At 59.3% G+C, this 11954-nt stretch carries 12 protein-coding genes; 9 read left to right on the top strand and 3 right to left on the bottom strand.

The features are described 5' to 3' along the window. Nucleotides 1-225: 225 nt before the first annotated feature. Entirely contained in the window at nt 226-1320 is a 1095-nt protein-coding gene (gene apbC, locus PseAD21_RS06380) for an iron-sulfur cluster carrier protein ApbC (RefSeq protein ID WP_102354959.1), read from the bottom strand. A gap of 322 nt (nt 1321-1642) precedes the next feature. Here apbC and metG point away from each other — a divergent pair, with 322 nt between their 5' ends. The 8 genes from metG (at nt 1643) to PseAD21_RS06340 (ending at nt 8661) form a co-directional block, all read left to right on the top strand. Next, on the top strand, nt 1643-3694 hold the full coding sequence (gene metG, locus PseAD21_RS06375) for a methionine--tRNA ligase (protein WP_102354958.1): 2052 nt from the start codon (nt 1643-1645) through the stop codon (nt 3692-3694). A 114-nt stretch (nt 3695-3808) separates the two neighbouring features. Further along, nucleotides 3809-4378 carry an electron transport complex protein RnfA gene (locus PseAD21_RS06370; RefSeq protein WP_102354957.1) on the top strand — a complete coding sequence of 190 codons (570 nt, stop codon included), beginning with the start codon at nt 3809-3811 and terminating at the stop codon, nt 4376-4378. Further along, on the top strand, nt 4375-5589 hold the full coding sequence (gene rsxB / locus PseAD21_RS06365) for an electron transport complex subunit RsxB (RefSeq protein ID WP_102354956.1): 1215 nt from the start codon (nt 4375-4377) through the stop codon (nt 5587-5589). Before PseAD21_RS06370 ends, rsxB begins: the two co-directional genes overlap by 4 nt. After that, entirely contained in the window at nt 5576-6559 is a 984-nt protein-coding gene (locus tag PseAD21_RS06360) for an RnfABCDGE type electron transport complex subunit D (protein WP_102354955.1), read from the top strand. Before rsxB ends, PseAD21_RS06360 begins: the two co-directional genes overlap by 14 nt. Next, nucleotides 6556-7161, top strand: coding sequence for an RnfABCDGE type electron transport complex subunit G (locus PseAD21_RS06355; protein WP_102354954.1), 606 nt, complete (start codon nt 6556-6558; stop codon nt 7159-7161). Before PseAD21_RS06360 ends, PseAD21_RS06355 begins: the two co-directional genes overlap by 4 nt. Next, nucleotides 7158-7739: an Rnf-Nqr domain containing protein gene (locus tag PseAD21_RS06350; protein WP_102354953.1), complete on the top strand. Its 582-nt coding sequence runs from the start codon at nt 7158-7160 to the stop codon at nt 7737-7739. Before PseAD21_RS06355 ends, PseAD21_RS06350 begins: the two co-directional genes overlap by 4 nt. Then, nucleotides 7736-8374, top strand: a complete 639-nt coding sequence (gene nth, locus PseAD21_RS06345) for an endonuclease III (protein WP_102354952.1) — start codon at nt 7736-7738, stop codon at nt 8372-8374. The genes PseAD21_RS06350 and nth overlap by 4 nt, the downstream gene beginning before the upstream one ends. Nucleotides 8375-8481: 107 nt before the next feature. Beyond that, a complete protein-coding gene (locus tag PseAD21_RS06340; RefSeq protein ID WP_102354951.1) occupies nt 8482-8661 on the top strand; it encodes a PA3496 family putative envelope integrity protein in 180 nt (59 codons plus the stop codon). An 87-nt stretch (nt 8662-8748) separates the two neighbouring features. Here the strand turns inward: PseAD21_RS06340 and PseAD21_RS06335 are convergent, their stop codons facing one another. Beyond that, entirely contained in the window at nt 8749-9375 is a 627-nt protein-coding gene (locus tag PseAD21_RS06335) for a response regulator transcription factor (protein WP_102354950.1), read from the bottom strand. Between the two features lie 485 nt (nt 9376-9860). Between PseAD21_RS06335 and PseAD21_RS06330 the strand changes: the two genes are divergently transcribed. Then, nucleotides 9861-10562 carry a hypothetical protein gene (locus PseAD21_RS06330; RefSeq protein ID WP_102354949.1) on the top strand — a complete coding sequence of 234 codons (702 nt, stop codon included), beginning with the start codon at nt 9861-9863 and terminating at the stop codon, nt 10560-10562. A gap of 131 nt (nt 10563-10693) precedes the next feature. Here the strand turns inward: PseAD21_RS06330 and PseAD21_RS06325 are convergent, their stop codons facing one another. Then, entirely contained in the window at nt 10694-11911 is a 1218-nt protein-coding gene (locus PseAD21_RS06325; protein ID WP_102354948.1) for an argininosuccinate synthase, read from the bottom strand. Nucleotides 11912-11954 lie beyond the last annotated feature (43 nt).

Below are 11954 nucleotides of genomic sequence, written 5' to 3'. Positions count from 1 at the left end.
ATTGCATTCAGTCAGCTAATCAATCGTCGCTGATGGTGATCAATCACTACACCGGGCGGATTCTGGAGATGGATGGCGGGTTGCGCATCTAGCAGCGTCACCACAAAACCACTGTGGGAGCGGGCTTGCTCGCGAAGGCGGCGGATCAGACAACTGATGGGTTGAATGACGCACCGCATTCGCGAGCAAGCCCGCTCCCACAATGGATTGCATTCAGTCAGCTAATCAATCGTCGCTGATGGTGATATTCGGCATCGCCGGCGTCGCCGCTTCCTGCAACACAATCCGCGCGCCGACATGGCGGGCCAGTTCCTGGTAGACCATGGCGATCTGGCTGTCCGGCTCGGCGATCACCGTCGGCTTGCCGCCATCGGCCTGTTCGCGGATCAGCATCGACAGCGGCAGCGAGGCCAGCAGTTCGACGCCGTACTGAGTCGCCAGCTTCTCACCACCGCCCTCACCGAACAGATGCTCGGCATGACCGCAGTTCGAGCAGATGTGCACCGCCATGTTTTCCACCACGCCCAGCACCGGAATGTTGACCTTGCGGAACATTTCCACGCCTTTGCGTGCGTCCAGCAACGCCAGATCCTGCGGGGTGGTGACGATCACGGCGCCGGCCACCGGGACTTTCTGCGCCAGGGTCAGTTGGATGTCGCCGGTGCCTGGCGGCATGTCGATCACCAGATAGTCCAGATCGCCCCACGCGGTTTGCGTGACCAGTTGCAGCAACGCGCCGGAGACCATCGGCCCACGCCAGACCATCGGCGTGTTGTCGTCGGTCAGGAACGCCATCGACATGACTTCGACACCGTGGGCCTTGAGCGGCACGAACCACTTCTGGTCCTTGACCTCAGGACGGGTGCGCTCGGGGATGCCGAACATGATGCCCTGGCTCGGGCCATAGATATCGGCATCGAGAATCCCCACCTTGGCGCCTTCGCGGGCCAGGGCCAGCGCGAGGTTGGCGGCGGTGGTCGACTTGCCCACACCACCCTTGCCGGACGCCACGGCGACCACGTTCTTGACGTTGGCCAGCCCCGGAATCTGCGCCTGGGCCTTGTGCGCGGCGATCACGCTATTGACCTCGACCTTGGCAATGACCACGCCATCGATATTCTCGATGGCCAGTTGCAGCAATTGCGCCCAGCCGCTCTTGAACAGACCGGCGGCGTAGCCGATTTCCAGCTGAACCTTGACGCGGTCGCCATCGATCTCGATGTTCTTCACGCATCCGGCGCTGACCGGGTCCTGGTTCAGGTAAGGGTCGGTGTATTGGCTGAGGACGGCTTCCACCGCTGCGCGAGTGACGGCGCTCATGGGCAACTCCGATAACAAGACTGGGAAAAGATGGCGGGTATCGTACGCTGGACGCAGATTTGTGGCGAACTGATTACTTGAGCCCGTTAACCCCTGTGGCGAGGGGATTTATCCCCGATCAGCTGCGAAGCAGTCGCAAAACCATCACCCGCGGTGTGTCTGATAGGCCCTGATATCTGGTTTGGGGGCGGCTTCGCCACCCATCGGGGATGAATCCCCTCGCCACAAATGCTCTCAAAGTAGGCAGCGGCACAGGGGTGAAAAATATGCGCCGGCGCTTTATAGTGGCCGACCTCCGTTTCATCAAGTAGCGAAGCCCCACATGTCCGAACCACGCAAGATCCTCGTCACCAGCGCCCTGCCCTACGCCAACGGTTCGATTCACCTTGGCCATATGCTGGAATACATCCAGACCGATATGTGGGTGCGCTTCCAGAAGCATCGCGGCAACCAGTGCATCTATGTCTGCGCCGACGACGCCCACGGTTCGGCGATCATGCTGCGCGCGGAAAAAGAAGGCATCACCCCGGAACAACTGATCGCCAACGTGCAGGCTGAACACAGCGCCGACTTTGCCGAGTTCCTCGTTGATTTCGACAACTTCCACTCCACTCACGCTGAAGAAAACCGTGAGCTGTCGAGTCAGATCTACCTCAAGCTGCGTGACGCCGGGCACATCGCCCAGCGCTCGATCACCCAGTATTTCGACCCGGAAAAGAAAATGTTCCTGGCCGACCGCTTCATCAAGGGCACCTGCCCGAAATGCGGCACCGAAGACCAGTACGGCGACAACTGCGAAAAATGCGGCGCGACCTACGCCCCGACCGATCTGAAGGATCCGAAGTCGGCCATCTCCGGCGCCACCCCGGTGCTCAAGGATTCCCAGCACTTCTTCTTCAAGCTCCCGGACTTCCAGCAGATGCTGCAGACCTGGACCCGCAGCGGCACCCTGCAGGACGCCGTTGCCAACAAGATCGCCGAGTGGCTGGATGCCGGCCTGCAGCAGTGGGACATCTCCCGCGATGCGCCGTACTTCGGTTTCGAGATCCCGGACGAGCCGGGCAAGTATTTCTACGTGTGGCTGGACGCGCCGATCGGCTACATGGCGAGCTTCAAGAACCTGTGCAACCGCACGCCGGAGCTGGACTTCGACGCGTTCTGGGGCAAGGACTCCACCGCCGAGCTGTACCACTTCATCGGCAAGGACATCGTCAACTTCCACGCCCTGTTCTGGCCAGCCATGCTCGAAGGCGCCGGCTTCCGCAAGCCTACCGGGATCAACGTGCACGGCTACCTGACGGTCAACGGCCAGAAGATGTCCAAGTCCCGCGGTACTTTCATCAAGGCCCGTACTTACCTGGATCACCTGTCGCCGGAATACCTGCGCTACTACTACGCGGCCAAACTGGGCCGTGGCGTCGATGACCTCGACCTGAACCTCGAAGACTTCGTGCAGAAGGTCAACTCCGACCTGGTCGGCAAAGTGGTCAACATCGCCAGCCGTTGCGCCGGTTTCATCCAGAAAGGTAACGGCGGCCTGCTGGTCGACAACAATGCCGCGCCAGAGTTGACCGAGGCTTTCCTCGCGGCTGCGCCAGGCATTGCCGACGCCTATGAAGCCCGCGACTTTGCCCGCGCCATGCGTGAAACCATGGCCCTGGCCGACCGCGCCAACGCGTGGATCGCCGACAAGGCCCCATGGTCGTTGAACAAGCAGGAAGGCAAACAGGATGAAGTCCAGGCGATCTGTGCCACCGCCATCAACCTGTTCCGCCAACTGGTGATCTTCCTCAAACCGGTGCTGCCGCTGCTGGCCGCCGATGCGGAGGCGTTCCTCAACGTCGCCCCGCTGACCTGGAACGACCACACCACGCTGCTGGCCAACCACCAGTTGAACGAATTCAAGCCGTTGATGACCCGCATCGACCCGGTAAAAGTACAAGCCATGAGCGACGCCTCGAAAGAAGACCTGACCGCCAGCCAGACCGACACCGGCGCTGCCGCACCTGCGGGCAACGGCGAACTGGCCAAGGATCCGCTGTCGCCGGAAATCGACTTCGACGCTTTTGCCGCCATCGACCTGCGCGTCGCCCTGATCGTCAAGGCCGAGCACGTGGAAGGCGCCGACAAGCTGCTGCGCCTGACGCTGGACATCGGTGACGAGCAACGCAACGTGTTCTCCGGGATCAAGAGCGCTTACCCGGACCCGTCCAAGCTCGACGGTCGCCTGACCATGATGATCGCCAACCTCAAGCCACGAAAAATGAAGTTCGGCATCTCCGAAGGCATGGTGATGGCCGCCGGTCCCGGCGGTGAAGAAATCTACCTGCTGAGCCCGGACAGCGGCGCCAAGCCGGGTCAACGCATCAAGTAAGGCCCAGCGGTAAAACGATCCCACAGGCATGTTCCGCAGGCCTGTGGGATTTTTCATATCTGGCCGGATAATGCCTAACCTTAAGAGACACTCGCCCGTTTCGCTGGCAGAACCATGACCGAACTTGCGCTTACGCTGATCAGTGCCGCCCTGCTCAACAACTTCGTGTTGCACTGGCCGCTGGGCGTCGATCCGTTGTTGGCCGGCAGCCGCCGCCAGGTGCATGCGTTGGGGCTGGCGACATCGTGCCTGATGCTGGTGACGGGCGTTACCGGTCACGCGATCTGGCATTGGCTGCTGGTGCCGTTGCAACTGCAGGCACTGCACCTGTTTGTGTTCCTGCCGCTCAGCGTGTTGCTGATCGCGCCGATGCTGAAACTGCTGGCGCGCTGGCTGCCTGACTGGCCCTTCGACGGACTGTGGCCGCTGTTGCTGGGCAATGCCGGCGTGCTGGGCCTGGCCTTGATCAATGCGCAAAATGATCGAGGCTTGTTGCAGGCAACGGCGCTGAGCATCGGCGCCGGGCTGGGTTTCTGGCTGGTGCTGAGCCTGTTCCGCGATTTGCGTGAGCGCACGGCCGACAACGACATTCCCCTGCCCTTTCGCGGCCTGCCGATCGATCTGATCGGCGCCGGACTGATCGCAGTGATTTTTCTCGGATTCAGTGGACTGATCAAAACATGAGTCTGATTCAACTCATCGATGCCCTCCTGCCGCAGACCCAATGCGGCAAATGCGGTCACCCCGGCTGCAAGCCCTATGCGCAAGGCATCGTCGACGGCGAACCGATCAACAAATGCCCACCGGGCGGCGACGAAACCATTGCCGCCCTGGCTGAGCTGTTGAATGTGCCGGTGCTGGAGCTGGACATCAGCCGGGGTTCGGCACCGCCACAAGTAGCCTACATCCGCGAAGCCGAGTGCATCGGCTGCACCAAGTGCATTCAGGCCTGCCCGATCGATGCCATCGTCGGCGCCGCGAAACTGATGCACACCGTGCTGATCGACGAATGTACCGGTTGCGACCTGTGCGTGGCGCCCTGCCCGGTCGATTGCATCGAGATGCATCCGCTGCCGCTCGGCACCTTGCCGGTGGTCGGCGGTCTGGCGTCCAGCCTGGAAGAGCAACGCGCGCGCACCGCCAAACGTGACCATGCTCGCCAGCGCTTCGAACGACGCAACGCCCGCCTGCAACGCGAAGAACAACAGAAACAGGCTGAGCGCGAAGCCCGGGCGCAACGTGCAGCGCAACCGGCTGTGGCAACCCTCGATCCGGTGCAGGCGGCCCTGGAACGCGTGCGCGCGCAGAAAGCCGCGACCGCCGACGCGGCGCTGAAAAAAGCCAGGATTGATGTCGCCATGAGCCGCGCGCAGTTGCACAAATCGCTGAAAGCCTTCGGCCATCCACCGACGTTCGAACAGCAGTCGCAACTGATTGTATTGCAACAGCAGTTCGAAGCTGCCGAACAGGCGTTGGCAAAACTCGAAGGCAGCGCCACCAGCGCACCAGCAACTGCGACCCCGCCCCCGGCGAAAGACGCGGACCTGAAACGAGCAAAAATCCAGCTGGCCATGCGCCGCGCCGAACTGAAAAAGGCCCAGACCGCCGAGGCGCCGCCGGAGCAGATCGCCACGCTGGAACAGGCCTTGCGTGACGCCGAGCAGGCGCTTCACGCTGCCGAAGCCGCCAGTGAGCAGCCGGCGCCTGACCTCATGCGCGTGGAAAAACGTCCGATCGACAGCCAACTGCGCCAGTTGAAAACCGAACTGGCCTACGCCCGCGCCGACCTGAGCAAACTCGAACACCGCGCCGACACACCGAGCGAAGTCCTCGACAAGGCCCGCGCCCGTCTGCACGACGCCGAGCGTCAGGTACACGACCATGTCGCCCCGTGACTCACCGGATGATCGCCTGCAACAGGCGATGAAACAGGTGCTGCTCGCCACGCTGCCGGGGCTGCTGGCGTTGTTCTGGCTGTACGGCTGGGGCGTGTTGATCAATCTGCTTCTGGCGGCGAGCACCGCGCTACTCGTCGAGGCAGGCGTCACCCGCCTGCGCCGACAGCCGCTGCAACCGACGCTGAGCGACGGCAGCGCACTGGTCAGCGCCACCCTGTTGGCGGCGGCCCTGCCGCCTTATTGCCCGTGGTGGTTGACCGTTATCGCGATCGCTTCGGGCCTGCTGTTCGGCAAACACCTGTACGGTGGCATCGGCAAGAATCCGTTCAATCCGGCCATGCTCGGCTTTGCGCTGGTGATGGTGCTGTTCCCGCAACCGATGACGCACTGGCCCGCGCACGGCATGAATCTGCTGGCAGCGTTTGAACAGGTTTTCAACCCGGGTCAGGCGCCGGACGCCTGGGTCCAGGCCACGGCGCTGGACAGCCTGCGCATCAACAAAAGCCTGACGATGGATGAGCTGTTCGCCGCCAGCCCGGCGTTCGGGCATTTCGGCGGACGCGGCGTTGAGTGGGCCAATCTGGCGTTTCTCGCCGGGGGGCTGTTGCTGTTGCAACGCCGGGTGATTGGCTGGCAAGCACCCGTCGGCATGTTGGTCAGCCTGTTTGTCGTCAGCCTGCTCTTTTGGAACGGCTCGGGTTCCGACTCCCATGGCTCGCCGCTGTTTCATCTGCTGAGTGGCGCGACCATGCTCGGCGCGTTCTTCATCATTACCGAACCGGTGTCCGGCGCAAAAAGCCCGTTGGCCCGACTGCTGTTCGGCGTCGGTGTCGGCTTGCTGACCTACCTGATCCGCACATGGGGCGGCTACCCGGACGGCGTTGCGTTTGCCGTGTTGCTGATGAATCTCTGTGTGCCGGCGCTGGAACGCTTCGCCGCTGCCCGCCAGGCACGGGTGACCCCATGAACCGCGCGACCTCGGTCATCACGCTGGCGCTGATAGCCGCTGCCGGTCTCGGCCTGGTCTATGGGGTGCAACGCGCCAGTGCGCCGCAGATTGCCATCGAGCAACACCTGCTCGACAGTCGCAAACTGCTGGATGTACTCACCGCCGACGCTTACGACAATCAGCCCCTGGAGCAACCGCTGGCGTTGGTTGACACGACGTTGCGCCGCAGCACGCTGCTGGGTGCTTACCGCGCCAGCAAAGCCGGGCAACCGGTGGCGGTGTTGTTGCGCACGCAGACCGAGGGGTATGCCGGCGCTATCGAATTGCTGATCGCCATTGATACCAATGGCAGACTGCTGGGCGTTAAAACCCTGCGGCAAAACGAAACGCCGGCGCTCGGCGGGCACGTCGGCGACTGGCCGAACAACTGGCTGGCAGGTTTTTCCGGAAAATCTGGCAGTGCACCCGATGATGCGGGCTGGGCATTGAAAAAGGATCAGGGACAGTTCGACCAGTTGGCGGGCGCAACCATCACTTCCCGTGCCACCGTCGATGCCATCCATGACGCCCTGCGCTACTTTGATGAGCACCGGTCAACCTTGCTGGGGATCGCACCATGAAGCGGCCGACGAATCCGGGCAACGCCTTGATGCTGGCGCTGTTGTTGGGCACCAGCACCACACTGGCCGGCGCGCTGGGGATGCTGTTGATGTCGAGCGTTGTCGTGACGGTTTACGCGGTGTGTATCGCTCCACTGCGTTCAAGACTGCACGACAGCGCTGCGTTGCTGGCCAGCTTGCTGCTGGCCGCCACCCTGACCAGTTGCGCGAATATCCTCGCGCAGCGCTGGGCGTTGCAGTGGCACCAGACACTCGGCCTCTATGCCGGGCTGATCGCCTTGCAGTGCGTGGTGCTGGAATACAATGGATTCTTTCGTCAGGCGCTAACCGAACGCCTGAAGTTTTTTGGCCTGTCGAGTGGACTGCTACTGATGCTGGCGGTTTTGCGTGAGCTGTTCGGTCAGGGCCATCTCGGTCGTGGTCTGTCAGAGCACTGGCAAGGTCTGATCCTGTTCAACGAAGGGCTGCACCTGGTCACACTGGTTCCCGGCGCGCTCATATTACTGGGACTGCTGCTGGCTGCCCGCCAGGCATGGACTCGCTCGAACGCTCTCTCCAAGGAAACACATCACCCATGAATGCCGCAAAACGCCTTGAGATTTTTCGTCGACTGCATGAAGACAATCCCGAGCCGAAAACCGAACTGGCCTACTCCTCGCCCTTCGAATTGCTGATAGCGGTGATTCTGTCGGCGCAGTCGACTGACGTGGGCGTCAACAAGGCCACGGCCAAACTGTTCCCGGTTGCCAATACCCCGGCAGCGATCCATGCGCTGGGCGTCGAAGGGCTGTCCGAATACATCAAGACCATCGGCCTCTACAACAGCAAAGCCAAGAACGTGATCGAGACCTGCCGCATGCTGGTCGAGTTGCACAATGGTGAGATCCCGCAAACCCGTGAAGAGCTGGAAGCCCTGCCCGGTGTGGGCCGCAAGACCGCCAACGTGGTGCTCAACACCGCGTTTCGCCAGTTGACCATGGCGGTCGACACGCACATTTTTCGCGTGAGCAACCGCACCGGCATCGCCCCTGGTAAAAATGTGGTCGAGGTGGAAAAGAAGTTGATGAAGTTTGTTCCTAAAGACTACCTGCTGGATTCTCACCACTGGTTGATTCTGCACGGTCGCTACGTGTGCCTCGCCCGCAAGCCGCGCTGTGGCAGCTGCCGGATCGAAGATTTGTGTGAGTACAAACACAAAACCTCGGACGATTGAGTGGCTATTGGAATTATTGATTCGTCGATTGAAAAAATCTTTTTTACCCGCAGCAGGAATATCGATATAAGGAGCGCCAAAGGCAGTCTTAGCCTGGAGTTCACCTTATGACTGACAGCAAAGAACAACTGGATGTAGATGAGGATTTCACCGCTGCAGAAACCGACGACGCCGAACCGGTGGTCGAAGTCGCCAAGACCAACCTGAGCAAACGCCGCACCATCGATAACCTGCTTGAGGAGCGCCGACTGCAAAAGCAATTGGCCGATTACGATTTTGATCTCTGACACTTGAAAGCCTCCCGAACCGGAGGCTTTTTACTGTCTGAAGAACCTGCCACCGGGCATCCCATGATCCTTCGGCAGTCCGGACCATCAGACAAGCCCGTTGCGTTGTGCCAGCTCGATCAGGTCCACCAGCGACCGGGCGTTGAGCTTCAATAACAGACGAGTCTTGTAGGTACTGACGGTCTTGTTGCTGAGAAACATGCCATCGGCAATTTCCTTGTTGGTCTTGCCACGTGCCAATTGCTGCAACACCATCATTTCGCGCCCCGAAAGACGGTCCACCATATCGGACTCACTGGCATTCCCCAGGCTGGTACGCACGGTATGCAGGGCCTGGTTCGGAAAATAGCTGTAACCGGACAGCACAGCTTTGATCGCACTGAGCAACTCTGTCAGATCCTGTTGTTTACAGACATCCCCCGCCGCACCCGACTGCATGCAGCGCATCGAAAAGTGCCCAGGCGCCTGCGAAGTCAGTACCAGAACTTTCAAGGGCATGGCTGTCGCGTTCAAGCGTGCAATAACTTCCAGACCATCCAGTTTCGGGATTCCAATATCCAGAATGACGATATCCGGCATCTGGTCGCGTGCAAGTTGTAACGCATCCACACCGTTATCTGTTTCGGCAATAACTTCGTAGCCATGACGTTCCATCAGCATACGCACAGCAAGACGAATGACGGGGTGATCATCCACGATCAGCACTTTATTCATGGGCAAGTCCAGTTTCGCTGTTCGAATTTTTAGAGCACGCACAATAGCGTAGTCGTCTACTGGGTGGCACATCAGAGCGATCCGGCACTTGCAGCGAAAGACATCCCCTACAAGCATTGAGGATTAATCCTACAAAAAACCTCTAGTTTGCTTGTGCGATTGAAAAAATATTCTCAACCTTCTCATTTCGCCGAGAAAATTTGCCGCGAAGTGTTTAAAGAACAGCCCCCTTCCACTCAAACTTCAACTTGATTAAACACTTCCGACACCCAAGTCATCCAGCTGCGCCCCACAGCCTGCCTTGAGGGTTGCCATCTGTACTCACGGCACGAAACCCATAGCAACTTCATAATTTACAGTCAGAACATTACAAAACTTCTAACCAGTAACTTTACTTGCTATAAACACCCACAAGACTTACAACAAAAATTCTTCACCAAACACCCCACTAAACCTTCACTCGAAAGAATGAGCAAACTATAAGCATGCTGAAACTCAAAAGAAAAATCACTAATCCAATGACAGTCATCGCCATATTTGCGGTTATATCCGAAACCTCTGCGGCGGTATCCCTACCCTTTCTCGCCAACAAGGAGCGTGAAATCTACGTCTGGTTTTTGATCAGTTTCCCGGTTTATCTATTGTTTCTTTTTTTTGTCACGCTGAACTTCAATTACCGGTCCCTTTATGCGCCCTCTGATTTCGGCAAAGACAAGAACTTTCTCAAGGCCGGAAAAGGGAGCCTCGACAAGCGCCATCCCGGCAATAAATCGCATCACGAGGATAAAGCATCACAAGGCGGTGCAATCTACCGGCGCACACAGCCGCAAGCCCCAGGCCATGGTGGTGACATGCGGCGCCCTCATAGCGTGCCTGATCCTCCAGAACCCGACGCACTGCCCCATGCCATCCTTCAACACCTGATTCACTTGCCGGCCTCAAAGAGTGATTTGTGTTTTATCGATGCACGCCAGACAACGCTCAAGAGCGATCTTGCCGCCATTCTGGCAAACACCGGTTCCCCGCATAAGAGAGCGACACGGGTCATCGTGTTGCTGTCCTGCCACACGTCGAACGAGTTGCTCAAACGCCATGTGGCCCGGCAACTCAAACAGCCAAGGAAAGGCACGATCACAACGCTCTGTATTATTTACAACGTGTGTTCGCAGGAACTGACGATACTGTGAAAACGCTGACGCCAACCTGTATCTGTGAGCAGAACGATTGAAAACCGATAAGCCGTATCGACCAAACAACGCAAAAAAAATGGCGGCCTGTTCGAAAACAGAGCCGCCATTTCTTAATGCGCCTGACGGTATCAGAACAACTTGCGACCCTTGTTGGCAGCAATACGCATGCGCAGCGCGTTGAGCTTGATAAAGCCCGCCGCGTCGGCCTGGTTGTAAGCGCCACCGTCTTCTTCGAAGGTCGCGATGTTGGCGTCGAACAGCGAATCGTCGGACTTGCGGCCGGTCACGATCACGTTGCCCTTGTACAGCTTCAGGCGAACCACGCCGTTCACGTTGACCTGCGAAGCATCGATCATCTGTTGCAGCATCAGACGCTCCGGGCTCCACCAGTAACCGGTGTAGATCAGGCTGGCGTATTTCGGCATCAGCTCGTCTTTGAGGTGAGCGACTTCACGGTCCAGAGTGATCGATTCAATGGCGCGGTGAGCGCGCAGCATGATGGTGCCGCCCGGGGTTTCGTAGCAGCCACGGGACTTCATGCCGACGTAACGGTTCTCGACGATGTCGAGACGGCCGATACCATGAGCACCACCGATCTTGTTCAGCGTCGCCAGTACGGTGGCCGGGGTCATTTCGACGCCGTCCAGCGCAACGATGTCGCCGTTACGGTAGGTCAGTTCCAGATACTGCGGCTTGTCAGGAGCGTTCTCTGGCGAGACGGTCCAGCGCCACATGTCTTCTTCGTGCTCGGTCCAGGTGTCTTCCAGCACGCCACCTTCATAGGAGATGTGCAGCAGGTTGGCATCCATCGAGTACGGGGATTTTTTCTTGCCGTGACGCTCGATAGGGATCGCGTGCTTCTCGGCGTAGTCCATCAGCTTCTCGCGGGACAGCAGGTCCCACTCGCGCCATGGAGCAATCACTTTCACGCCTGGCTTGAGTGCGTAGGCACCCAGTTCGAAACGCACCTGGTCGTTGCCTTTGCCGGTAGCGCCATGGGAAATGGCGTCGGCGCCGGTTTCGTTGGCGATTTCGATCAGGCGTTTGGCGATCAGCGGACGTGCGATGGAAGTACCCAGCAGGTACTCGCCTTCGTAAACGGTGTTGGCGCGGAACATCGGGAACACGAAATCGCGCACGAATTCTTCGCGCAGGTCATCGATGTAGATTTCTTTGACGCCCATGGCCTGAGCCTTGGCGCGAGCCGGCTCGACCTCTTCGCCCTGACCCAGGTCAGCAGTGAAGGTCACCACTTCACAGTTATAAGTATCCTGCAGCCACTTGAGGATCACCGAAGTGTCCAGGCCGCCGGAATACGCCAGAACGACCTTGTTTACGTCCGCCATGCCATCACTCCACGGGGTTCTACGGAAAGCCGAGGAGTCTACC

This window comes from Pseudomonas sp. AD21, from assembly GCF_002878485.1.
GTDB lineage: Bacteria > Pseudomonadota > Gammaproteobacteria > Pseudomonadales > Pseudomonadaceae > Aquipseudomonas.
The sequence above is the reverse complement of the archived record's forward strand: the minus strand, read 5'-3'. Positions and strand labels throughout refer to the sequence as shown.